Source organism: Pseudomonas sp. LB3P58 (genome assembly GCF_054897895.1).
This window is the reverse complement of sequence record NZ_JBUBVE010000001.1, coordinates 5,400,398-5,423,088: the sequence shown is the minus strand read 5'-3', so window position 1 is coordinate 5,423,088 and position 22,691 is coordinate 5,400,398. Positions and strand designations below refer to the sequence as shown.

General features: G+C 59.2%; 20 protein-coding genes. 7 read left to right on the top strand and 13 right to left on the bottom strand.

Annotated features, from left to right (window positions below):
* Nucleotides 1-35 precede the first annotated feature (35 nt).
* A complete protein-coding gene (plsY, locus tag ACYZTZ_RS25340) occupies nt 36-605 on the bottom strand; it encodes a glycerol-3-phosphate 1-O-acyltransferase PlsY (protein ID WP_056741300.1) in 570 nt (189 codons plus the stop codon).
* Between the two features lie 74 nt (nt 606-679).
* Here plsY and folB point away from each other — a divergent pair, with 74 nt between their 5' ends.
* Together folB and folK are read left to right on the top strand one after the other, a co-directional pair.
* The gene (gene folB, locus ACYZTZ_RS25335; protein ID WP_008008297.1) at nt 680-1,036 is read left to right on the top strand and encodes a dihydroneopterin aldolase; all 357 of its coding nucleotides are present in this window, start codon (nt 680-682) and stop codon (nt 1,034-1,036) included.
* Complete coding sequence (gene folK, locus ACYZTZ_RS25330; protein ID WP_462000022.1) at nt 1,027-1,545, top strand: 2-amino-4-hydroxy-6-hydroxymethyldihydropteridine diphosphokinase; 519 nt, start codon at nt 1,027-1,029, stop codon at nt 1,543-1,545. The genes folB and folK overlap by 10 nt, the downstream gene beginning before the upstream one ends.
* 87 nt (nt 1,546-1,632) lie before the next feature.
* Here the strand turns inward: folK and ACYZTZ_RS25325 are convergent, their stop codons facing one another.
* From ACYZTZ_RS25325 to ACYZTZ_RS25275, 11 genes are all read right to left on the bottom strand, one after another.
* The gene (locus ACYZTZ_RS25325; protein ID WP_462000021.1) at nt 1,633-2,856 is read right to left on the bottom strand and encodes a multifunctional CCA addition/repair protein; all 1,224 of its coding nucleotides are present in this window, start codon (nt 2,854-2,856) and stop codon (nt 1,633-1,635) included.
* 63 nt (nt 2,857-2,919) lie between these two features.
* Nucleotides 2,920-4,482 (bottom strand): SpoVR family protein, encoded by a 1,563-nt coding sequence (locus ACYZTZ_RS25320; RefSeq protein ID WP_056741303.1) that lies wholly within the window; start codon nt 4,480-4,482, stop codon nt 2,920-2,922.
* Nucleotides 4,479-5,750, bottom strand: a complete 1,272-nt coding sequence (locus ACYZTZ_RS25315; RefSeq protein WP_046045371.1) for a YeaH/YhbH family protein — start codon at nt 5,748-5,750, stop codon at nt 4,479-4,481. The genes ACYZTZ_RS25320 and ACYZTZ_RS25315 overlap by 4 nt, the downstream gene beginning before the upstream one ends.
* Nucleotides 5,751-5,953: 203 nt before the next feature.
* Nucleotides 5,954-7,876: a PrkA family serine protein kinase gene (locus ACYZTZ_RS25310; RefSeq protein ID WP_033056218.1), complete on the bottom strand. Its 1,923-nt coding sequence runs from the start codon at nt 7,874-7,876 to the stop codon at nt 5,954-5,956.
* Between the two features lie 296 nt (nt 7,877-8,172).
* A complete protein-coding gene (gene glpE / locus ACYZTZ_RS25305; protein ID WP_008147200.1) occupies nt 8,173-8,502 on the bottom strand; it encodes a thiosulfate sulfurtransferase GlpE in 330 nt (109 codons plus the stop codon).
* A gap of 33 nt (nt 8,503-8,535) precedes the next feature.
* Nucleotides 8,536-9,417: a symmetrical bis(5'-nucleosyl)-tetraphosphatase gene (locus ACYZTZ_RS25300; protein ID WP_462000020.1), complete on the bottom strand. Its 882-nt coding sequence runs from the start codon at nt 9,415-9,417 to the stop codon at nt 8,536-8,538.
* Nucleotides 9,417-9,797, bottom strand: coding sequence for a Co2+/Mg2+ efflux protein ApaG (gene apaG / locus ACYZTZ_RS25295; RefSeq protein ID WP_008147202.1), 381 nt, complete (start codon nt 9,795-9,797; stop codon nt 9,417-9,419). The genes ACYZTZ_RS25300 and apaG overlap by 1 nt, the downstream gene beginning before the upstream one ends.
* 121 nt (nt 9,798-9,918) lie before the next feature.
* Complete coding sequence (gene rsmA, locus ACYZTZ_RS25290; RefSeq protein ID WP_056741305.1) at nt 9,919-10,737, bottom strand: 16S rRNA (adenine(1518)-N(6)/adenine(1519)-N(6))-dimethyltransferase RsmA; 819 nt, start codon at nt 10,735-10,737, stop codon at nt 9,919-9,921.
* The gene (pdxA, locus tag ACYZTZ_RS25285; protein WP_462000019.1) at nt 10,734-11,723 is read right to left on the bottom strand and encodes a 4-hydroxythreonine-4-phosphate dehydrogenase PdxA; all 990 of its coding nucleotides are present in this window, start codon (nt 11,721-11,723) and stop codon (nt 10,734-10,736) included. Before pdxA ends, rsmA begins: the two co-directional genes overlap by 4 nt.
* Entirely contained in the window at nt 11,720-13,036 is a 1,317-nt protein-coding gene (gene surA, locus ACYZTZ_RS25280; protein WP_462000018.1) for a peptidylprolyl isomerase SurA, read from the bottom strand. The genes pdxA and surA overlap by 4 nt, the downstream gene beginning before the upstream one ends.
* Nucleotides 13,017-15,818: an LPS-assembly protein LptD gene (locus ACYZTZ_RS25275; protein ID WP_462000017.1), complete on the bottom strand. Its 2,802-nt coding sequence runs from the start codon at nt 15,816-15,818 to the stop codon at nt 13,017-13,019. Before ACYZTZ_RS25275 ends, surA begins: the two co-directional genes overlap by 20 nt.
* Before the next feature lie 130 nt (nt 15,819-15,948).
* Between ACYZTZ_RS25275 and ACYZTZ_RS25270 the strand changes: the two genes are divergently transcribed.
* Genes ACYZTZ_RS25270 through ACYZTZ_RS25260 form a run of 3 tightly spaced genes read left to right on the top strand, consistent with a single transcriptional unit; the run spans nt 15,949 to nt 18,405 of the window.
* The gene (locus ACYZTZ_RS25270; RefSeq protein ID WP_462000016.1) at nt 15,949-16,968 is read left to right on the top strand and encodes an aminoglycoside phosphotransferase family protein; all 1,020 of its coding nucleotides are present in this window, start codon (nt 15,949-15,951) and stop codon (nt 16,966-16,968) included.
* The gene (murU, locus tag ACYZTZ_RS25265) at nt 16,965-17,636 is read left to right on the top strand and encodes an N-acetylmuramate alpha-1-phosphate uridylyltransferase MurU (RefSeq protein ID WP_056741310.1); all 672 of its coding nucleotides are present in this window, start codon (nt 16,965-16,967) and stop codon (nt 17,634-17,636) included. The genes ACYZTZ_RS25270 and murU overlap by 4 nt, the downstream gene beginning before the upstream one ends.
* A 1-nt stretch (nt 17,637) precedes the next feature.
* The gene (locus ACYZTZ_RS25260; RefSeq protein ID WP_462000015.1) at nt 17,638-18,405 is read left to right on the top strand and encodes a TerB family tellurite resistance protein; all 768 of its coding nucleotides are present in this window, start codon (nt 17,638-17,640) and stop codon (nt 18,403-18,405) included.
* Nucleotides 18,406-18,412: 7 nt separating this feature from the next.
* Here the strand turns inward: ACYZTZ_RS25260 and ACYZTZ_RS25255 are convergent, their stop codons facing one another.
* A complete protein-coding gene (locus ACYZTZ_RS25255; RefSeq protein ID WP_462000014.1) occupies nt 18,413-19,405 on the bottom strand; it encodes an alpha/beta hydrolase family protein in 993 nt (330 codons plus the stop codon).
* A 73-nt stretch (nt 19,406-19,478) separates the two neighbouring features.
* Here ACYZTZ_RS25255 and ACYZTZ_RS25250 point away from each other — a divergent pair, with 73 nt between their 5' ends.
* The gene (locus ACYZTZ_RS25250; protein WP_462000013.1) at nt 19,479-21,878 is read left to right on the top strand and encodes a PAS domain-containing sensor histidine kinase; all 2,400 of its coding nucleotides are present in this window, start codon (nt 19,479-19,481) and stop codon (nt 21,876-21,878) included.
* Nucleotides 21,879-22,508: a response regulator gene (locus ACYZTZ_RS25245; RefSeq protein ID WP_003210977.1), complete on the top strand. Its 630-nt coding sequence runs from the start codon at nt 21,879-21,881 to the stop codon at nt 22,506-22,508.
* Nucleotides 22,509-22,691: the final 183 nt, after the last annotated feature.

Below are 22,691 nucleotides of genomic sequence, written 5' to 3'. Positions count from 1 at the left end.
TGATGTGCGGGATGAGCCGCGTTCATGTCCGATATTTAAAAATGCCGTTCGCGCCCGGCAAACAGGTCGCGTAGATTGCCCCGATGGCGCCAGACGATCAGTCCCGTGAGTGCGCTCATGGGCAGCAGTGCCGCCGGCTCCTGCCAGGCCAGCAACGGCAGGGTCAGCGGTGTGGCGATCAGGGCTGCCAGTGAGCTGGTGCGAGTCAGGTAGAACGTCAGCAGCCAGGCGCAGACCGCCAACAGTGCGGCGGGCGGGTAAAGCCCCAGCAGCATGCCGGCAGAGGTGGCGACACCCTTGCCGCCGCGGAAGCGAAAGTACAGCGGGAACAGGTGACCGATGACGGCACAGACGCCGATCCAGGCCTGTTCTTGAGGCGAAAGGCCCGCAACGCCGGCAATAAGTACGGGCAGCAGGCCTTTGAAGAGGTCTCCGATCAAGGTCAGGGCGGCGAGTTTTTTGCCGGCCAGGCGCAACATGTTGGTGGCACCGGCATTGCCCGAACCACTCGTTCGCGGATCGGGTTTACCGGTCAGGCGGCTGAGCAAAATGGCGAAGGACAGAGAGCCGAGCAGGTAGGCGAGGGTCGCCAGTAACCAAAACATGCTAACTATTCCGGGCGAGGACGCCCTGATTCTAACGGCGCATTGCGCCCTTGTCGTGCAGCGGAGAAAAGTGCTTGGACAGAGTGTTTATCGAGGGCCTGGAAGTCGACACCGTGATTGGTGCCTACGACTGGGAGCGAGGCATCCGACAGTGCTTGCGTCTTGATCTGAGCTTCGCCTGGGATAATCGCCCGGCCGCCGCCGGTGATGACCTGACGCTGGCGCTCGATTACGCCAGTGTGTCGTCGCGAATCCAGGCCTTTGCCGAGCAGGCGCAGTTCCAGCTGGTCGAGACCTTCGCCGAGCGTCTGGCTGAAGTCCTGATGAGCGAATTCAACATCACCTGGATGCGCCTCAAGCTGACCAAGCCAGGCGCCATCCCGGCTGCCACGGGCGGTGTGGGTGTGGAGATCGAGCGCGGATGTCGCTGACTCAGGTGTTTCTCGGGCTCGGTAGCAATATCGAGCGCGAATCCCATTTGCAGGCTGGCCTGGAAGCCCTGGCAGGTTTTCTGGTGGATATACGCTGCTCGGCGGTGTTCGAAAGCCAGCCGGTGGGGATCAAGAGCGGGCCGTTCTTCAATTTTGTGGTGTCGGCTTTTACCGATTTGCCGCTGATGGAGCTGGATCGCCGGCTGAAATTCATCGAGGCGGACAACGGCCGTTATGCGCCGGAGCGCAAGGGTTTGCCGCTGGATATCGACGTGCTGCTGTTCGGCGACCTGGTGGGCAACTTCGATGGCCTGATCCTGCCGCGGGCAGAAATTCTGAAAAATGCCTTCGTGCTGTGGCCGTTGTCGCTGATTGCGCCGGATCGCGTGCATCCGGGGGTAGGCAAGAGCTTTGCGGCTTTGTGGCGGGAAGCGCAGATTGATCAGGTGTTGTCGCCGGTGGCGTTCGAGTGGCGCGGCGAGCCGCTGACCCCCTCAGATTTGCTGTAAAGCAAAAGATCGCAGCCTTCGGCAGCTCCTACATGGATTGATGTGCGCCCTGTAGAGCTGCCGGAGGCTGCGATCTTTTGCTCTTGCTTAGGCTTTTTCTTTGTAAGCCTTCAGCGCCTTGAGCCGTTCGCGCTTGATCGCCTCACCCAGCTCCGGCCCTTTGAGTCCCTTCTCCAGCAACGGCTGAACCGCCACGGGCCGAGCGGCATTCGCCGCCCCCCGCAAATAATCAGCCTGTGGATAACTTCGCTGCTCCAGCCCTTTGCGTCCGCGCGCGTCCATCTCGCACGCCGCGATAAATTCCTCGAACCGCTGTGGCCGACGGTAAACGTCAAAACTTTGCAGCAACTCCAGCAACGTCGACGGCTTCAGCTCCAGGGCGCGATGGCCGTGGGTGTGATATTTGCCCACCAGCAGTGCCAGCTCCTGACAGTCCTTCGGCGCCTTGAAGCGTTCGTTGACCGCTTTGATCAGCTTCAAGCCCTTGTGCTCATGAGCAATGTGTCGGGGCCACTCTTCCTCGGGCGTCAGTCCCTTGCCGAGGTCGTGCAGTAGGCAGGCCCAGCGTACGGTGAGTGGTTGTTTATGCTTCGCCGCTTGCTCCAGCACGCTCAAAGTGTGCACGCCCGTGTCGATTTCCGGGTGGTGGGCTTCCGGTTGCGGTACGCCGAACAGGGCGTCGACTTCCGGCATCAATACCTTGAGAGCGCCACACTCTCGCAGCACCTCGATGAACACCTGTGGCTTGTCTTCCATCAGGGCGCGGGAAATTTCCTTCCAGCTGCGTTCGGCGGTCAAGGCTTCCAGTTCGCCTGATTCGCTGAGTTGGCGCATCAGGTCCATTGTCTCGGGTGCGACGGTGAACCCCAAACTTGAATAACGAGCAGCGAAGCGAGCAACACGCAAAACCCGGAGCGGATCTTCGGCGAACGCGGGGGAAACGTGACGAAGCAAGCGCGCCTCGAGATCGCGCTGGCCGTGGTAAGGATCGGTCAGGTTCTGCTGATCGTCTTCGGCCATGGCATTGATGGTCAGGTCACGACGGATCAGGTCTTCTTCGAGGGTGACTTCGGGGCTGGCGTGAAAGGTAAAGCCGCCGTAACCGCGTCCGCTTTTGCGCTCGGTCCGGGCGAGGGCGTATTCCTCACCGCTTTTGGGGTGAAGAAATACCGGGAAATCCGCACCCACCGGGCGAAAGCCCTTGGCGAGCATTTCTTCAGTGGTGGCGCCCACCACAACCCAGTCGATGTCGGTGACAGGCTTGCCTAGCAGGCGATCGCGTACGGCACCGCCGACTTTATAAATCTGCATAAAAAACCTCCGTTAGCTCGACAGAATAACCGTTGCGTCGAACTTCCGGAGGCAGAAACAGAATCAAAGGTGAATGACAGCCAGGTCCAGCCGGCCGTAATCCCCCTCGGCGTGTTCACTTCTGGGTGGAACGTGATGGACTTTCATCACTTGGTCGCCTTGCAGGGTTTCCAGGTGAATGTCGAAGCCCCAGAGGCGGTGCAGGTGTTTGAGCACTTCCTCGGTGGATTCGCCCAGCGGTTTGCGGTCGTGTTGCTGGTGACGCAAGGTCAGGGAGCGGTCGCCGCGCCGGTCGATGCTGTAGATCTGCACGTTGGGTTCGCGATTGCCGAGGTTGTACTGCGCCGCCAGGGTTTCACGGATGATGCGGTAGCCCGGCTCATCGTGTATGGCGGGCACCAGCAGATCGTCCTTCTGGTCGTCATCAAGAATGCTGAACAATTTCAGGTCACGGATCACCTGGGGTGACAGGTACTGCAGGATGAAGCTTTCATCCTTGAAGCTGCTCATGGCGAACTTGATGCTCGACAGCCAGTCGGTACCGGCAATCTCAGGGAACCAGCGGTAGTCCTCTTCGGTCGGGTGTTCACACATGCGGCGGATGTCCCGGTACATGGCAAAACCCAGGGTGTAGGGGTTGATGCCGTTGTAGTAGGGGCTGTCGAAGCCGGGTTGGTAGACCACGCTGGTGTGGGACGTCAAAAACTCCATCATGAAGCCGTCGGTCACCAGACCTTCGTCATACAGGTCGTTCATCAGGGTGTAATGCCAGAACGTGGCCCAGCCCTCGTTCATCACCTGAGTCTGACGTTGCGGGTAGAAATACTGAGCGATCTTGCGCACGATCCGCACGATTTCCCGCTGCCATGGCTCCAGCAGTGGTGCGTGTTTTTCGATGAAGTAGAGGATATTTTCCTGAGGTTCGGCGGGGAAGCGTGCGTTGTCCTTGTCGCTGTACTTGTCCGCACCTTTTGGAATGGTCCGCCACAGATCGTTGATCTGTTTCTGTAAATGTTCTTCCCGATCCTTTTGCCGGCGACGTTCTTCTTCGGCGGAAATCGGATAGGGGCGTTTGTAGCGATCTACCCCGTAGTTCATCAGGGCGTGGCAGGAATCCAGCAGGTCCTCGACCGCGTCGATACCGTGGCGCTCTTCGCACTGCATGATGTATTGCTTGGCGAAGACCAGGTAATCGATGATCGAACTGGCGTCAGTCCAGGTGCGGAACAGGTAGTTGCCTTTGAAAAAACTGTTATGCCCGTAGCAGGCATGGGCGACGACCAACGCCTGCATGCAGATGGTGTTTTCTTCCATCAAGTAAGCGATGCAGGGGTCCGAGTTGATCACGATTTCGTACGCCAGCCCCATCTGGCCGCGAGAGTAGGATTTCTCGGTGCTGAGGAAGTGTTTGCCGTAGGACCAGTGGTGATAACCCAGCGGCATGCCGACGGAGGCGTAGGCGTCCATCATCTGCTCGGCGGTGATCACTTCGATCTGGTTAGGGTAAGTATCGAGCGCGTAGCGAGCCGCCAGACGACTGATTTCTTTGTCGTAGGCCTGAATCAGCTCGAACGTCCATTCGGAGCCGGTGGAAATGGGTTGGCGCTTCTGCTCTTTGGCGGTCATGTCACTAACCTGCGCTGGAAGAGTTCACGGAAGACCGGATAGATATCCCCGGCCGAGACCAGTTGTTGCTGGGCAAAAGTGTCAGAGAAGGCTTCGGCGATGCGTTCGTACTCGAACCACAGGGCCTGATGTTCGCGGGGGGTGATCTCTACGTAAGTGTAGTACTGCACGAACGGCATGATCTGGTTGATCAGTATGTCGCGGCAGATCGGCGAGTCGTCGTTCCAGTTATCGCCGTCGGAGGCCTGGGCGGCATAGATGTTCCACTCGTTGCTCGGATAGCGTTCGGCCATGATCTCCTGCATCAGTTTCAAGGCGCTGGAAACGATGGTGCCGCCGGTTTCGCGAGAATAGAAAAACTCCTCTTCATCCACTTCCCGGGCACTGGTGTGGTGGCGGATGAACACGACGTCGATCTTGTCGTAGTTACGCTTGAGAAACAGGTACAGCAGGATAAAGAAGCGCTTGGCGATGTCCTTGGTCGCTTGGGTCATGGAGCCGGACACATCCATCAGGCAGAACATCACCGCCTTGGAACTGGGGTTGGGTTGCTTGATGAGCAAGTTGTACTTGAGGTCGAAGGTATCGAGGAACGGTATGCGATGAATCCGCGCACTGAGTTTTTCGATTTCTGCTTCGATTTTCTGAATATCGCCGAAGTTGTCTGGCTCTTCCTGCTTCAGGCGCAGAAGTTCTTCTTTGGCTTCGCGTAGTTTCGCCCGGCTGCTGCCAGACAGGGCGATTCGCCGTGCATGGGCCGAGCGCAAGGTGCGGATGATGTTGATCCGCGACGGATTGCCCTCGTTACTGATCCCGGCACGAACGGTCTTGAAGGTATCGGTGCCGGTCAGGTTGCGCTTGACCAGGTTCGGCAGCTCAAGGTCCTCGAACATGAATTCGAGGAATTCCTCCTGGGTGATCTGGAAGACGAATTCGTCCATCCCTTCGCCCGAGTTGCCGGCCTTGCCGGGGCCTCTGCCACCGCCACCTCCGGGCGGGCGGGCAATGTGCTCGCCGCTGGTGAATTCCTTGTTGCCCGGGTGCACGACGGTCTGCTTGCCACCGCGACCGTGGTGAAGCACCGGCTCGTCAATGTCGCGACCGGGGATGCTGATCTGTTCGCCGTGCTCCATATCTGTAATGGAGCGCCGGCTGACCGCCTCTTCGACAGCCTTTTTGATGTGATCACGGTAACGCCGCAGAAACCGCTGACGGTTCACCGTGCTCTTGTTCTTGCCATTGAGACGTCGGTCGATCACATAGCTCATGACTGCTCCTTAGAAGCTGTCCTGAAAGGGGCGAGTGGTTATGCAGCATCGACCGAGCCAAGGGATGTTCACGCTCCCCCCAAGCGCTTTTGGACGCTGCCTGAACCTCGCTACCGACTTTCGAACACCTTCCAGAGGTCTGTGTAACAGAAAATGCGTACACAGGCCTCTGGCTGACGACAACCGGTCTGACCGGCAGCGGGTTATTGTGATTTTCTGACCCGCAGATACCACTCGGACAGCAGTCGTACCTGTTTGTCGGTGTAGCCCCGCTCGACCATCCGTGTGACGAAGTCGTTGTGTTTCTGCTGGTCCTCTTTGCTGGCCTTGGCGTTGAAGCTGATGACTGGCAGGAGGTCCTCGGTGTTGGAGAACATTTTCTTCTCGATGACCACCCGCAGTTTTTCGTAGCTGAGCCAGGTCGGGTTCTTGCCGTTGTTATTGGCCCGGGCGCGCAGTACGAAGTTGACGATTTCATTGCGGAAATCCTTCGGATTGCTGATGCCAGCCGGTTTTTCGATTTTCTCCAGTTCTTCGTTCAGCGCTACGCGGTTGAGGATCTCGCCGGTTTCCGGGTCGCGGTATTCCTGGTCCTGGATCCAGAAGTCGGCGTACAGCACATAGCGATCGAAGATGTTCTGACCGTACTCGCTGTAAGACTCGAGGTAGGCGGTCTGGATTTCCTTGCCGATGAACTCGATATAACGCGGTGCCAGGTACTCCTTGAGGAAGCGCAGATAGCGTTCGCGGGTTTCCGCCTGGAATTGTTCCTGTTCGATCTGTTGTTCCAGCACGTAAAGCAAGTGCACCGGGTTGGCAGCGATTTCGTGCGGATCGAAGTTGAACACTTTCGACAGGATCTTGAACGCGAAGCGGGTCGACAGGCCGTTCATGCCTTCGTCGACACCCGCGTTGTCGCGGTATTCCTGGATCGACTTGGCCTTCGGATCGGTGTCCTTGAGGTTTTCGCCGTCATAAACGCGCATCTTGGAGTAGATGTTGGAGTTTTCAGGCTCTTTCAGTCGCGAGAGTACGGTGAACTGGGCAAGCATCTTCAGGGTGTCAGGCGCGCAGTGAGCCTTGGCCAGGGAGCTGTTGAACAAGAGCTTGTCGTAGATCTTCACTTCGTCGCTGACCCGCAGGCAGTACGGCACTTTGACGATGTAGATCCGGTCGATGAAGGCTTCGTTGTTCTTGTTGTTGCGGAAGGTGTGCCATTCCGATTCGTTGGAGTGGGCCAGCAGGATCCCGGTAAACGGAATCGCTCCCAGACCTTCGGTACTGTTGTAGTTGCCTTCCTGAGTGGCGGTCAGCAGTGGGTGCAGCACCTTGATCGGTGCCTTGAACATTTCGACGAACTCCATCAGGCCCTGGTTGGCCCGGCACAGTGCGCCCGAGTAGCTGTAGGCGTCGGCGTCGTTCTGCGGGAATTCTTCAAGTTTGCGGATATCGACCTTGCCCACCAGCGCCGAGATGTCCTGGTTGTTTTCATCTCCCGGCTCGGTTTTGGCCACGGCGATCTGGTTGAGGATCGACGGATACAGCTTCACCACACGGAACTGGCTGATGTCGCCGCCGAATTCGGCCAGGCGTTTGGTAGCCCATGGCGACATGATGGTGTTGAGGTAGCGCCGTGGAATGCCGAAGTCTTCCTCGAGGATCGCGCCATCTTCGGTGGCGTTGAACAGACCCAGAGGCGATTCGAATACCGGCGAGCCCTTGATCGCGTAGAAGGGCACTTTTTCGATCAGCTGTTTCAGCTTCTCGGCCAGGGACGATTTACCGCCACCCACAGGGCCGAGCAAATAGAGAATCTGTTTCTTCTCTTCCAGGCCCTGAGCGGCATGGCGGAAATACGACACGATCTGGTCTATGCATTCTTCCATCCCGTGGAAGTCTTCAAAGGCTGGATAGCGGCGGATTACCTTGTTGGAAAAGATTCGCGACAGCCTCGAGTTGGCCGAGGTGTCGAGGAGCTCCGGTTCACCGATGGCCAGTAACAGACGCTCGGCGGCGGAGGCGTAGGCGCTGCGGTCGCTTTTGCACAGCTCAAGATACTCTTGCAGCGAGAGTTCTTCCTGGCGTGTGGACTCGAAGCGTTGTTGGAAGTGGCTAAAGATACTCATGACGTCACCTCGCTCGATACGTGGAGCCGACGCCGGATCATTCAGTCGATGCTGGCAGCGACCGAATATGCAGTCGCTGTTTACCCCCCAGAACTCTTTCGAAGCTGACTACCCCGAAAGCTACTCCCGATGACCCGCGCGCCGGTGTACCGGCTCTCCCCTGTTTTGGATGGCCTGCGCTTAAGGATAGTTGGGAATTCGGGAGGTAAAGGCGAGATACGTAATTAGTTGTGGCAGACCGTTCGTCTGCCACCGCGCGAGCCCGCGGGGGCCGGGGCTTGCGCGTTACAAAAAAATTATTCGGAAGTGCCTTGCGCCGTTTCCGAAGGATAAGTCGTACGCCACAGCTCAAAACCGCCATCCATGCTGTAGACGTCGGAGAAGCCCTGACTAATGAGGTACGCAGCGGCGCTCTGACTGGAATTGCCGTGGTAGCAGACGACCACTGTCGGTGCGTCGAGGTCGGCAGCGCGGATGAAATCCGAGATGGAGTGGTTATCCAGATGCTTCGAGCCGGCGATGTGCAGTGCGGCAAAGGTCGCTGGGTCGCGAACATCGACCACCACTGCGCCTTGCTCGCGCAGGGCCTGGGCCTGTTCCGGGGGGATACGTTTGAATTCGCTCATGGCGGGCTCCTGTGGCTCGGCTGAAAGCGCAGTCTAGCGCGGGGCGCTGGCTGACGATGGTTCGGGGATGTGTGCGGCGACTGGCGGCAGGGCAAGGCCATGCTCGTCGCATTTGCAAGACAGGCGTTCACCGCTGTCGACATTCATGAGGGTCAGTGCGCCACCCCAGACACAACCGGTGTCGAGGGCCGAGATGCCCGGCTCATTGCATCGGCCTTCCAGAGCGGCCCAGTGGCCGAAGATGATCTTCAGGCCCTTGGTCTTGCGTTCTTTGTGCTGAAACCAGGGCTTGTAGCCCGGTGGCGCATTGTCGAGGCCTTCCTTGCTTTTGAGGTCAAGCTTGCCCTCGGCGGTACAAAACCGCATGCGGGTGAAATAGTTGGTGATCACCCGCAGGCGTGTCACGCCTTTGAGGTCGTTGTCCCATTTCGCCGGATCGTTGCCGTACATGCCATCGAGGTAGGGCGGCAACAGGTTGTCATCGCGCAATGCCGTCTCGACTTCGGCGGCATACTTCAAGGCCTTGCGCAGTGACCACTGGGGCGGAATGCCCGCATGTACCAGGGCGACGTCGCGCTGTTCGTCGTAGTGCATGAGCTTTTGCTGACGCAGCCACTCCAGCAGTTCCGCGCAATCGGGCGCTGCGAGAATTTCGAGCAGGGTGTCGGACTTCTTCAAGCGTTCGATGTTTTTTCCGGCAGCCAGCAAGTGCAGGTCGTGGTTGCCGAGCACGCACACCAGCGATTCGCGGATGCTATAGAGGAAGCGCAAGGTATCCAGCGACTGCGGGCCACGGTTGACCAGATCGCCGACCAGCCACAGACGATCCTGTGTCGGGTCGAAGGCGGCCTGCTTGAGCAGGCATTGCAAGGCTTGAAGGCAGCCTTGCAGATCGCCGACGGCATACGTTGCCATCAGTGCAGGGCTCCGGGCACCGCCAGGCGGAATGGGGCGATGATGGCGTCGAAGTGTTTGCCGTCATCGGCAACCATTTCATAAGTGCCCTGCATCGTGCCGACCTTGGAGGTCATGACGGTGCCGCTGCTGTAGGTGTGGCTCTCGCCCACCTCGATCAACGGTTGCTGGCCAACAACGCCGGCTCCGCGAACCTCTTCGACATGCCCGTCACCGTCGGTGATCACCCAGTGCCGTGACAACAGCTTGGCCGGTAGCTCGCCATTGTTGTGCACGGTGATGGTGTAGGCGAAGGCAAAGCGGTTTTGCTCGGGTTGCGATTGTTCTGCCAGATAGCGGGTGACGACGCTGACGTCGACCTGGTAACGAGGATCGGACATGCAAGAGGCCTTAAACGAAGCGGAACGCGGGGCGTAGCTGATAGAACTCAGTCTAGGCCAAGTATCGGGTAGTAAACCAGACATGAAGGCTGGTGTCCTACCCGATAACGCTCATTGCCTGTCAGTCGGCGGCGGGTGTCTGTAGGACTTGTTCGCTGAGCTTGTCGGCCAGGCGCACGAAGGCGGCCAGATCGAGCTGTTCGGGGCGCAGGCTGCCATCAACGCCGGCGGCTTCGATTTCAGCGTTGCTCAGCAGCAGCTTGAGGGTGTTGCGCAGGGTCTTGCGGCGCTGGTTAAAGGCTTCGCGCACGACACGCTCCAGCAACTTGTGATCCTTGGCCGGGTGCGGCAGCACCGCGTGAGGCACCAGGCGCACGATAGCCGAATCGACTTTGGGCGGCGGATTGAACGCGCCGGGGCCAACGTTGAACAGATGCTCAACCCGGCAGTGATACTGAACCATGATCGACAAGCGACCCCAGTCACCACCACCAGGGCCTGCTGCCAGGCGCTCGACCACTTCTTTTTGCAGCATGAAGTGCATGTCGCGAATCAGGCTGGCGTTATGCAACAGGTGAAAAATCAGCGGCGTAGAGATGTTGTACGGCAGGTTACCGACCACCCGCAGGCTGTTCGGCGCAGCGTTCAGGCTGTTGAAGTCGAACTTCAGTGCGTCGCCCTGATGCAGATTGAAGTTGCTCTTGCCGGCGAATTGCTGGTTGAGGATCGGGATCAGATCCTTGTCCAGTTCCACCACGTCCAGCTGGGCACCGCTGTTAAGCAGGCCTTCAGTCAGCGCACCCTGGCCAGGGCCGATTTCCAGCAAGTGGTCTTCAGGCTTGGCGCGAATGGCGCGCAGGATGCGGTCGATGACGCCGGCATCGTGCAGGAAGTTCTGGCCGAAGCGCTTGCGCGCTCGGTGTTGGTAATGCTCGGTCATAAACGGGTCTCGGCCATCTGGTAGGCGGTTTCCAGGGCGACTTGCAGGCTGCCGGTATCGATTTTGCCGCTACCGGCCAGGTCCAGGGCAGTGCCGTGGTCGACCGATGTGCGGATGATCGGCAAGCCGAGGGTCACGTTGACTGCCGCGCCGAATCCTTTGTACTTCAGCACAGGCAGGCCCTGGTCGTGGTACATCGCCAGCACCGCATCGCAGTGCTCCAGATATTTGGGGGTAAACAGAGTGTCGGCGGGCAGGGGGCCACGAAGGTCCATTCCTTCGCCGCGCAGGCGCTCTAATGTAGGTTCGATGATGTCGATTTCTTCATGGCCCAAGTGTCCGCCTTCGCCGGCATGGGGGTTGAGCCCACAGACGAGGATGCGTGGCCGGGCAATGCCGAATTTTTCTTGTAGATCGGTGTGCAGGATTCGCGTGACCCGTTCCAGACGCTCCGGCGTGATCGCATCGGCAATCTCGCGAAGAGGCAGGTGAGTGGTGACCAGCGCCACGCGCAATCCGCGAGTGGCGAGCATCATCACCACTTGGGCGGTATGGGTCAGGTCGGCGAGAAACTCTGTGTGCCCGGAAAAGGCGATCCCGGATTCATTGATCACGCCCTTGTGCACAGGGGCCGTGATCATGCCGGCAAAATGCCCGTCCAGGCAGCCTTGGCCAGCTCGAGTCAGGGTTTCGAGAACGAAAGCCGCGTTGGCCTTGTCCAGTTGCCCGGCAGTGACCTTGGCGTTGAGCGGGGTATCCCAGACATACAGGCTGTTGGCTGGCGCGGGTACATCCGGCCAATTGTCCGGGGTGACCGGCAGCAAATCGACAACCACGCCCAGCTGCACGGCCCGCTCAAGGAGCAGGTCGCGGCTGGTAATGGCAATCAGGGGATGTGGCTGGGCTTGCGAGGCGAGCAGCAGGCACAGGTCGGGACCTATGCCGGCCGGTTCGCCGGGTGTCAGCGCGAAACGTTTGGGTTTCACTGTGCTGCCTGGTCTGCACCAGGGAGTTTGATCTCTACGTACGCTTCGTCACGGATCTGACGCAGCCAGGTTTGCAGCTCTTCGTCGTATTTGCGGTTACGCAATACGGTCATTGCTTGCTGCTCGCGGGCCTGGGTGGTGCTGTCAGTGGCACGACGGCCAAGGACTTCCAGAACGTGCCAGCCATATTGAGTCTGGAATGGCTTGGACAGCTGACCTTGTGGGGTCTTGGCCATCACTTCGCGGAATTCAGGCACCAATGCATTCGGGTCGATCCAGTTCAGGTCGCCACCGTTGAGGGCGGAACCCGGATCTTCCGAGAAGCTTTTCGCCAGTTCGCCGAAATCTTCGCCCGCTTCGATTCGGGAGTAGAGCGACTGAGCCAAGGCTTTGGTTTTTGCTTCGTCGCGGATCGGACTCGGTTTGACCAGGATATGACGCACGTGCACTTCATCGCGTGTCTGGGTCTCACCGCCACGCTTGTCGAGGATCTTCAGGATGATGAAGCCGCCCGGTGTGCGCATTGGCTGGGTAATGTCGCCAACGGTCATGGTGCTCAGCATGCGATCGAACGGAGGTGGCAGTTGACCGGCTTTACGCCAGCCCATGTCGCCACCTTCCAGTGCGGTTTCGCTGGCGGATTTGGCGATTGCCAACTGACCGAAGTCAGCGCCTTGCTTGAGCTGCTGGTAAACCGCGTCTGCCTGTTTGGCTGCATTCTGAATCGCGTCGGAGTTGGCGCTTTCCGGTGTAGGAATCAGGATGTTGGCCAAGCGAAATTCTTCGGACAGCTGCATTTTGCCAAGGTCGGAAGCGAGGAAGTTCTTCACTTCCTGTTCAGAAACCTGGATACGCTCGGCCACACGGCGCTGACGCACACGGCTGATGACCATCTCGCGGCGAATCTGGTCACGGGCGTCGTCGTAAGACAGACCGTCGTGAGTCAGAGCGGCGCGAAATTGCTCAATCGACATGTTGTTGCGCTGGGCAATGGTGCCGACAGCCTGGTTCAGTTCTTCATCGGTAATGCGGATACCGGAACGTTCGCCGATCTGCAGTTGCAGGTTTTCGACGATCAGACGTTCAAGTACCTGCTGATCCAGCACGTTGGCCGGCGGTACGGCAGAACCACGCTTGGCGATGGTTTGCTGAACTTCATGAACACGTTGGTCCAGTTGGCTCTGCATGACCACGTCGTTGTCGACAATGGCCACCACTTTATCGATGGACTGTACCGCGGCGTTCGCCGCGGTACCCAGGAACAACGCGCCCAACACTAGCGGGCGCAGACAATCAGAAAGCTTGGTCTTCACGTTCACGATAACCTTGGATGCCTTTGTCGAGGAAGCTCTCTACTTTGGCGCCGGTGAGGCCGCCGAGACCTTTCAGAACGATTTGTAGGAAGACGCCGTGGTCGCCTTTTTCGTTTTCCGGGGCGTTCTGACTGAATTCGTCATAGCTGACCCAGTAACGGTTGATCAGGCGCAGTTTCCAGCAGCAGTTGTCGTACTCGAAACCACCGAAAGCTTCCAGGGTACGGTTACGGTTGTAGTCATACTGCCAGCGGCTGATGGCGTTCCATTGCGGCACGATCGGCCAGATCACCGAGAAATCGTGCTGCTCAATCTTGTAGTAGTCCTTCACGTAGCCAGGTTGGCCTGGGGTGCCGTAGTCACCGCCGCCCACCGACCATTTACCAGTGTTCTGGTCGTAACGGACCTGGTCATTGCGATAGCGATAGCCGGCGTTGATGACCTTGTTCGGGTTGTCTTCAGGCTGGTAGTGGAACATCGCGCTGCCCGAGCGAGGGCTGCGGCTGTCCGGGTCCCAGTTGTAATCGGCCGTGGTGCGCCAATCACGGTTCCAGCGGTATTCGTATTCCAGCGCATACGGCGAGACATTAGCCTGCGCGTCCTGGCGGGTTTTTGCATCGATACCCGGCAACTGAACTTCACGATCCTTGAAATACATGGCCTGGCCGACGCTGATGCGTTGACGTTCGAAGCCGTTGTCTTCGATCCAGCGGTTGGTTATGCCCAGAGACAGTTTGTTCTCGTCGCCGACACGGTCGGAGCCGGAGAAGCGGTTGTCACGGAACAGCGACGCGTAGTTGAAGGTGTATTCGCCGGTGTCAAAGACCGGAATGTCTTCCTGATCCGTTTCAGGTACGTACAGGTAGAACAGGCGCGGTTCGAGGGTCTGGCGATAGTTCTTGCCGAACCATTGGGTGTTGCGATCGAAGTACAGGCCGCTGTCGATGCTCGCAATCGGCACGCCACGGTTCTGGCTGCTGCTGAAGGTACCGTTGAGCTTTTGCTGCTCCGCGGTTTGCGCGTCAATCTGGCTTTTGCCGGTACCGTCCAGATCCAGTTGGTACTGGGTGTACTGGTACTTGAGCGATGGCTTCACGAAGCCATAAGTCCAGTCCAACGGCAGGCTGACACCCGGTTTTAGATTCAAACGGTCGCCGTTGGCACGTGCCAGTCCCGTAACGTTGTTATCAAGGCGCGGTTCAACGGTGCCATCTTCGTTTACGAAGTTACCGTTCTTCAAATCACGGTCGAAGCGTACGACTTCTGTCTCGTAGTCGAAGTTCAGGCCGCCAGGGTGAGTCGGCAGCTGACCCACGAAAGTGATCTGCGGCAAACGATCGTACGGCGTAATGTCCGAAACGGTCGCGAGCTGATAAGCCTGTGCGTTCACACGAGCGGTGTAGCTGTCGCCACGATAGGTGACAGAGCCCTGCTGGTTCACATAATCGGAGCTTTTAACCCCGATCTGGTCGGTTTGCAGATCCTGGAAGTAATACGGATCGCTGATCTTGGTGTAATCGACTTGTGTCAGAACGCGCGAGTCGAGACCGCCCTTGTGCTGCCAGTTATACATGTAGCGGTTTTTCTGGTAGTCGGTCTGCTTGCTGCGATCGGTGTCTTCGTCGTTGAGGTACGCGGCGCCGAACTGACCTTCGCTGGACGGGGTCAGGTAACGGAATTCGCCTTCCATCAACAGCCCGTGCTTGCTCATGTAGCGCGGGTACAACGTGGCATCGTAGTTCGGTGCCAGGTTGAAGTAATACGGTGTGACCAGCATGAAGCCGGTATCGCTGCCGGTGCCGATGGTCGGCGGCAGGAAGCCGGACTGGCGACGGTCGTCGATCGGGAAATAGATGTACGGCGTGTACAGAACCGGAATGTCTTTGACCCGAAGCGTCACGTTGGTCGCGGTACCGAAACCGGTGGCCGGGTTCAAGGTGATGTTGTTGCCCTTGAGCTGCCAGGCGTTGCTGTTCGGTTCGCACGTGGTGTACGTACCATCCTTGAGGCGGATGATCGCGTTCTCGGCACGTTTGGCGTACAGCGCATTCCCGCGGATACGGGATTTGTGCATCACGTATTCGGCGTTGTCGACCTTGGCTTCACCGGTGTCGAGCTGCACGTCGGCGTGGTCGCCCACGATCAGCGCGCCGTTGTCGCGAACACGGACGTTGCCGCTCAGTTCGCCACGGCTCTCGGCCTGGTACAGGTTCGCTTCGTCGGCTTCGACCTGCATGCTGCCCTGACGCATGACCACGTCACCCGCGAGGGTCGCGACCTGCTCATCCTGCTTATAGCGAGAGGCTTTGGCGCCGAGAAAGGTCGGAGTGTCACTTTTATTCGTCTTGTCATTCATGCCAGGACGAATCGGTTCGATATAGGAACCAGAGCAGTAAGGACCGGTTTCGGCCAATTGCGCTGCAGTGAGCTTCTCGCGCGGAACCCAATCGAGGTGACTGTAGTCTTCGCTACGCGACTTTAGCCCTCGGCCCTTGGATTCGGTCACCAGCACAGGCTTGGCACCGGTGTCTTGACTTGAACCGCTGTCAGCCGGAGTCTCGCCGCTCGTGCTTACCGCCGCACTGCCGTCATGGACGGGGCGAGGTGGCAGCGCAGCTGCTGGAGATTTTGGCGCACAGTTCCAGGCACCCGAAGCAGAGACTGAGCAGTCATACTGTTCCGCGGCGACCACGAACGAAGTGGCTAGAGGTTGCAGGGCCAGCAGACTGCCGGTAACCAACAACGGAAATTTTTTACGAAACGCGGGGGATTTCAATGCCATCTTATTAGTCCGGGCTTCCTGCGTGCCATCTGCCCGCGGTGTGGGCCGCACGCCTCTCGATGGTCTGAAAAAGATGCTGGATAATAAAGCATGACCCGCTTGACGGCTAGCGCCGTCGGAGACCCTTGCAATGCCTGACCAAGATGTACGTTTGCAACACCTGAAAGTTTGGCTCGATGAGCAATTGGCTGTCCTCTTTACAGAACAGGGTTGGGGTGCCGTACCCCCGGCCACGTTGACCGCGGCCAGTAGCGATGCGAGTTTTCGACGTTATTTCCGCTGGGAAGGCGAGGGCAGAAGCTTCGTCGTGATGGACGCGCCACCGCCCCAGGAAAACTGTAAACCCTTCGTGGATATCGCTTTTTTGCTGGCGAAATCCGGAATAAATGTTCCGAAAATTTATGCCGAAGACCTCGAACGTGGTTTTCTTTTGCTCAATGACCTGGGCAACAAGACTTACCTGGACGTGATCGACAGCGAAAATGCCGACGATTTGTTCAAGGATGCCCTGCAAGCGCTGCTGGCTTTTCAGCAGTTGCCGATGGTTGCACCACTGCCAAGTTATGACGTGGCGCTGCTGCGTCGCGAGCTGGAATTGTTCCCCGAGTGGTACGTGAAGCGCGAGTTGGGTATCGAGTTCGACTCGGCGCAGCAAATGCTCTGGCAGAACGTGACTGAGCTATTGATCGACAGCGCGCTGGCCCAGCCGAAAGTGCTGGTGCACCGCGACTACATGCCACGCAACCTGATGCTCAGCGAGCCCAATCCCGGCGTGCTGGATTTCCAGGACGCCGTCTATGGTCCTGTGACCTACGACGTGATCTGCCTGTTCAAGGATGCGTTCCTCAGCTGGCCCGAGGCGCGTGTGCGCGGCTGGCTGGAAGCCTACTGGCAGCAAGCGGGCGATCTCGGGATCCCGGTTCAGCCCGATTTCGATGATTTCCTGCGTGCCAGCGACCTGATGGGCGTGCAGCGGCACCTGAAAGTGATCGGCATCTTTGCCCGCATCTGCCACCGTGACGGCAAGCCACGCTATCTCAGTGATGTGCCACGCTTCTTCGCTTATATCGACGCCGTGATCGCCCGCCGTCCTGAACTGGCCGAGCTGGATGTGTTGCTGCTGAGTCTGCGTGCTGGAGTGAATGCATGAAGGCAATGATTCTGGCGGCAGGGAAAGGCGAGCGCATGCGCCCGCTGACCTTGACCACGCCGAAACCGCTGGTTCGCGCTGGCGGTATTCCGTTGATCGAGTATCACTTGAAGGCCTTGGCGGTGGCGGGGTTTACCGAGGTGGTGATCAACCATGCCTGGCTCGGCCAGCTGATCGAAAACTACCTGGGTGATGGCTCGCAATACGGCGTACGTATTCAGTACTCGCCGGAAGGTGAGCCGCTGGAAACCGGAGGCGGGATTTTCCGCGCGCTGCCGTTGCTGGGTGACGAGGCCTTTATGGTGGTCAACGGTGACATCTGGACGGACTACGACTTCAGCGTGTTGCACCAACCCATCACCGGGCTGGCGCATTTGGTGTTGGCGGACAACCCGGCCCATCACCCGACCGGCGATTTCAGTCTGATCGACGGGCGAGTACGCGACGGTCAACCTGACACTGCAACCCTGACCTACAGCGGCATCGCGGTCCTGCACCCGCAGCTGTTCGACGGTTGCTCCGCCGGCGCCTTCAAGCTTGCACCGCTGCTGCGCAAGGCCATGGCCGATGGACACGTCACCGGTGAGCACCTTAATGGACATTGGGTGGATGTTGGCACTCACGAACGTCTGGCTGAAGTCGAAACCCTGTTAGAAGCGAGACGCTGACATGTTGTGGCCAGGGACTCTGATTGGAGCCGGAGCGGGCTTTTACATCGCCAGCATTCCGGGGGCCATGCTGGGCGCCTTGTTGGGGCAGGTGCTGGATCGGCACTTGCACATACAGAGCTGGGCGCACTTGCGAGAAAAGCTCGGTGGCCGCTCAGTGCTGCGCAACGATGAACTGCTGTTTGTGTTGTTGGGACGGCTGGCCAAGTGCGATGGGCGGGTGGTGGAAGGGCATATCCAGCAGGCCCGTCAGGAAATGCGTTCGCTGGAAATGACCGAGTCGGCCCAGCGTCGGGCCATTGCCGCGTTCAATCGCGGCAAGTCGGGAGATGACCGGTTGCGCGGTTATTTGCGCCGCTTGAGCGCTCAGCCTCATGCGGCCGAAGGCGTCTTGCGTGCCTGCTGGCGGATGATCTGGGCTGATGGCCGCGCCGGTAGCGCTGAGCGAGAGCTGATCAGACAGTGGGGTAAATGGCTGGGCTGGACGTCACGACAGGTGCAGGCTCTGTCGGCTGATTATGAGCAGCACAAGTTTGCACAGACCAGCAGTGTGCTGACCTATCAAGATGCCCTGCGGCTTCTGGGCGTTTCGGCGACCACCGAGCCGGCGCAGATCAAACGTGCTTATCGACGCCTGCTGAGTCGCCATCACCCGGACAAGATCGCTGGCAGCGGTGCGACGGCGCTGCAGGTGCGCGAAGCCACTGACAAGACTCGCGAACTGCATAGCGCCTACACATTGATTCGTGAGCGGCGGGATTTTCGGTAGCGGTCTATCAGTTCACCGCGTTCTGTGGGTTCAACCAGCCCCGCACCCGACGGAACAGCTGCTCTTGCTCAGCCTTGGAGTTACCGGGCAAAGCCTTGAGCGAAACCTGACTGAACCCCGAAGTCTTCAAGCGTTTGCTGGCCTGCAAACGTTCCAGCGCCAGGTTGCGATCCAGCGGCCTATCCATATAGAAGATGTCTGCGGTGGGCAGCTTCAGGGTCGGTGTCAGTTCGACCAGCTCTGGTTTGGCTTTCGCCGGCATCTGAGCGGCGACCATCACAAACTTTTCCACTTGCGAGGGCTGCTTCTCGCTCAGGTAACGCGCGGCCCAGTAGGCGCCAGTGCCATGCCCCAGCACGACAATGCGGCGAGCGCTTTGCTGTTCGGCGTAGGCAATGGCGGCATCGATGCGGGCGAAGATTCGTTCGGCGTCGGCTCTGGCCTGTTCCTCGGTGGTTTCGGCGATCGCCTTGTCCGCCACCTCCGCTTCGCCGCCCGCTGCTTGTTCGATGGGCGCTGCGGTGGTCGAGTCTTTGCTGCCGGTGTCAGGGGTTTTTGGTGTCGGCGCCACTTCTGCGATACGCGGCGCAATGGCATCGCTTTGCAGGTCCGGCAAGGTGATACTCAGGCTGCTCCACTCGGCGTCCGGCAATTTACGTCGCAATGGACCGATTGCTTGCGGCCAGTCAACGGTTTCGCCGGCGCCCGGGATGATAATCACCGCGCCTTTGGGGTCGGCGGTATTGGCCGGTTTCCACAAGGCCAGAAACGTGTCGCTGCCCGCTTGCAGTTGCTGCTGTTCCTGAGCCGGGATCTGTCGCTCAAGTGCAGACGCTTCTTCCTGACTACGCTCAAGCAGCGGCTGGCGCTCGACCGGTTTTTCTTCGGCGGGTGTTTCCGTTGCGGCAGGTACCGGGGCGGCGGCTTCGACAGAAAAGGCGCAAGGCAGGATCAGCGACAGGCACAATGCTGGCAGTGCCAGGCGGTAGACAGGGGGCATCGGATATTCCAGGCCAGAAGTTATTCCGGCAGCCTAATGGGTTGGTCAGTATTTGTCAGTGTGTGAGACTTCGATGATGCGTTTTTGCTGCCTGTGGGTTATCGGCTGTTTGTGGTTTCCCTTGATGGGCTGGGCGGCTCCCGCGCCACCGGTGCATGTCGCGCAATTGTCCGCGGGCCAGCAGCAATGGCTGGCGCAACATGGCGAATTGCGCGTGGGGCTGGTGTTGCAAGTGCCCTACGCCCAATACGATCGCCGCTTGCAGCGTTTGTCCGGGGTCAATGTCGAGCTGATGAAGTGGCTGGCCAAGGCGCTTAAAGTCGAGCTGAGCTGGCGCAATTTTCCCGACCTGGCGCAGCTGGAAGACGCCGCGCGCGAGGGTGAAATCGACATCGCTCCGGGGCTGACTCAAACCCCCGGTGGCCTGCGTCTCTGGCAGTTTTCCGACCCGTATATGCGGGTGCCGCAACTGGTGGTCAGCGACCAGAAAAGCACTGTCGTGGTAGAGCTGGAAAAACTCGACAGCCAGACCCGCGTCGCCGTGCGCATGCCCGGCGCCACCGCCGATTACCTGCGCAGCAATTACCCGCACCTGAACCTTCAAGGCGTACCGATCGAGCGCCAGGCACTGCAACTGTTATTGAGTCAGCAGGCCAGTTACGCCGTGGTCGACGAAGCGCAGCTGGGGCGTTTGTCCGTCGAGCCGGAGTTCGCCGGGCTGGTGGTGGTGGGAGACATCGGGCTGCCGCAACTGTTGCGTGTGGCCACGCGCCGGGACTGGCCGGAACTGGCCGGCATCGTCGAAAGCGCATTACGCGCGATCCCGGCCAAGGACCTGGAGCAACTGCACAACCAGTGGCTGCAACCCAAATACCCGCGCCTGACCGAGTCCCCGGGTTTCTGGCAAAACCTCTGTCTGCTGTTGGCGGTGTTGATGCTGAGCAGCATGGCCATCGTGTTCTGGCAGCGTCGGCAGCAGCACAGTCTTGAGCATCGTTTGCGGGCCGCGCGCGAAGACATTGCCCTGCGTGCCGCCAGCGAAGAAGCCTTGCGCCTCACTCAGTTTTCCATCGATCAGAGCACCGTCGGCATCCTTTGGGTCAACTGGGACAGCCATGTGCGCTACGCCAATCGCGCGGCCGAAACCATGCTGGGTTATCCGGCGGGCGGGATCATTGATCGGCCGCTGATCGACTTCGAGCCCGGCTTGCACATGGACCGCTGGCTGAACCTGTGGAAACGCGCCCGGGCCAGTGAAGACGGCCCGCAAAGTTTCGAAACCAACTGCATACGGGCGGATGGCAGCAATCTGCCGGTGGATGTTTCGCTGAGTTTTTTGCGGTTTCGCGACAGCGAATACCTGGTGGTTTACCTCAACGATGTCACCGAGCGCCGCCGTGCGTTGGCCGCGTTGCAGGAAAGCGAGGCCCGATTGCAAGGGATCGCCGCCAACGTTCCAGGACTGGTCTTTCGTCTGGAACGGGCGCCGGTGACGGGGCAGATCGACTTTGCCTACATCAGTGAAGGCAGCGAGAGCCTGGTCGGTTACTCGCCGGCCACCCTGGCCCATCGCGACAAAGGCCTGCGCAGCCTGGTGCACCCGGACGACAAGGCCAGTTATCACCAAACCCAGGACCATGCGCTGGATACCGACAGTGACTGGTCGTGGCAGGGACGGATTCTCACCCGTTCGGGCAAACAGCGCTGGGCCGAGATCAAGGCCATCACCCGCCGACTCGAAGACGGCGCCTATGTCTGGGACGGGATCGTCTGGGACATCAGCGAGAGCAAACGCATCGAACTGGAACTGGCCAGCTCTCGCGAGCAGTTGCGTGAGTTGTCCGCGCACCTGGAAAGCGTGCGGGAAGAGGAAAAGGCTCGCATCGCCCGGGAAGTTCACGACGAACTGGGTCAGATGTTGACCGTGCTCAAACTGGAAACTTCCATGTGCGAACTGGCCTACGCCCAGCTCGACCCTGGTCTGAATGAACGTTTGAACAGCATGAAGCGACTGATAGCGCAGCTGTTCCAATTGGTACGCGACGTGGCCACGGCACTGCGGCCACCGATTCTCGACGCCGGGATCGCCTCGGCTATCGAGTGGCAGGCCCGTCGATTCGAAGCGCGCACGCAGATTCCGTGTCTGGTGCAGGTGCCGGAGAATCTGCCGGTGCTCAGTGATGCCAAGGCGATTGGCCTGTTCCGGATCCTTCAGGAAGCGCTGACCAATGTCATGCGCCATGCCCAGGCGCATACTGTCGAACTGACATTGGCGCTGGAAGGCGACGAGTTGTGTCTGACCGTCAGTGATGATGGCGTAGGATTTGTCCCCGCCACCGGTAGGTCAACATCCTTCGGGGTGGTCGGCATGCGCGAGCGAGTGTTGATCATGGGCGGACAGTTGTCGCTTGAGAGTGAACCGGGTGAAGGCACGACCCTGAGCGTGCGAGTGCCGCTGGATGAGGAGAAGTAAGTGATCCGTGTATTGGTAGCCGAAGACCACACCATCGTCCGCGAAGGCATCAAGCAATTGATCGGCCTGGCCAAGGATTTGCTGGTGGTAGGGGAGGCGAGCAATGGCGAGCAGTTGCTCGAGACCTTGCGCCATGTTCCCTGCGAAGTGGTCTTGCTGGACATCTCCATGCCTGGGGTTAACGGGCTGGAGGCGATTCCGCGGATTCGCGCGCTGAACAATCCGCCGGCGATTCTGGTGTTGTCGATGCACGACGAAGCGCAAATGGCCGCCCGTGCGTTGAAGGTCGGCGCCGCCGGTTATGCGACCAAGGACAGCGATCCGGCGCTGCTGCTGACGGCGATCCGCAAGGTCGCGGCGGGCGGGCGCTACATCGACCCGGACCTGGCCGACCGTATGGTCTTCGAAGTCGGCCTGACCGATTCGCGGCCGTTGCACTCGTTGCTGTCCGAGCGCGAGTTCTCGGTGTTCGAACGCCTGGCCCAGGGCGCCAACGTCAACGACATCGCCCAGCAACTGGCCTTGAGCAGCAAAACCATCAGCACCCACAAGGCACGGCTGATGCAGAAACTCAACATCACCTCCCTGGCGGAACTGGTGAAGTACGCGATGGAGCACAAACTCCTCTAAGACACACCACCGAACATTGTAGGAGTGAGCCTGCTCGCGATAGCGGTGTGTCAGTCGACATAATTTGCACTGAGCCACCGCTATCGCGAGCAGGCTCACTCCCACAGAGATTTTGGTGGCATGTCCAATTGCGACATGCCACCAACGCTGCTTTTGCCCGTTCTTGCGGCTTGCAGCGTCAAG

Excerpts from the sequence above, each read along its gene's own strand:
- plsY (WP_056741300.1), bottom strand. The coding sequence starts at position 605 with ATGTTTTGGTTACTGGCGACCCTCGCCTACCTGCTCGGCTCTCTGTCC.
- folK (WP_462000022.1), top strand. The coding sequence starts at position 1,027 with ATGTCGCTGACTCAGGTGTTTCTCGGGCTCGGTAGCAATATCGAGCGC.
- ACYZTZ_RS25325 (WP_462000021.1), bottom strand. The coding sequence starts at position 2,856 with ATGCAGATTTATAAAGTCGGCGGTGCCGTACGCGATCGCCTGCTAGGC.
- ACYZTZ_RS25320 (WP_056741303.1), bottom strand. The coding sequence starts at position 4,482 with ATGACCGCCAAAGAGCAGAAGCGCCAACCCATTTCCACCGGCTCCGAA.
- ACYZTZ_RS25315 (WP_046045371.1), bottom strand. The coding sequence starts at position 5,750 with ATGAGCTATGTGATCGACCGACGTCTCAATGGCAAGAACAAGAGCACG.
- ACYZTZ_RS25310 (WP_033056218.1), bottom strand. The coding sequence starts at position 7,876 with ATGAGTATCTTTAGCCACTTCCAACAACGCTTCGAGTCCACACGCCAG.
- glpE (WP_008147200.1), bottom strand. The coding sequence starts at position 8,502 with ATGAGCGAATTCAAACGTATCCCCCCGGAACAGGCCCAGGCCCTGCGC.
- ACYZTZ_RS25300 (WP_462000020.1), bottom strand. The coding sequence starts at position 9,417 with ATGGCAACGTATGCCGTCGGCGATCTGCAAGGCTGCCTTCAAGCCTTG.
- apaG (WP_008147202.1), bottom strand. The coding sequence starts at position 9,797 with ATGTCCGATCCTCGTTACCAGGTCGACGTCAGCGTCGTCACCCGCTAT.
- rsmA (WP_056741305.1), bottom strand. The coding sequence starts at position 10,737 with ATGACCGAGCATTACCAACACCGAGCGCGCAAGCGCTTCGGCCAGAAC.
- ACYZTZ_RS25275 (WP_462000017.1), bottom strand. The coding sequence starts at position 15,818 with ATGGCATTGAAATCCCCCGCGTTTCGTAAAAAATTTCCGTTGTTGGTT.
- ACYZTZ_RS25270 (WP_462000016.1), top strand. The coding sequence starts at position 15,949 with ATGCCTGACCAAGATGTACGTTTGCAACACCTGAAAGTTTGGCTCGAT.
- murU (WP_056741310.1), top strand. The coding sequence starts at position 16,965 with ATGAAGGCAATGATTCTGGCGGCAGGGAAAGGCGAGCGCATGCGCCCG.
- ACYZTZ_RS25260 (WP_462000015.1), top strand. The coding sequence starts at position 17,638 with ATGTTGTGGCCAGGGACTCTGATTGGAGCCGGAGCGGGCTTTTACATC.
- ACYZTZ_RS25255 (WP_462000014.1), bottom strand. The coding sequence starts at position 19,405 with ATGCCCCCTGTCTACCGCCTGGCACTGCCAGCATTGTGCCTGTCGCTG.
- ACYZTZ_RS25250 (WP_462000013.1), top strand. The coding sequence starts at position 19,479 with ATGATGCGTTTTTGCTGCCTGTGGGTTATCGGCTGTTTGTGGTTTCCC.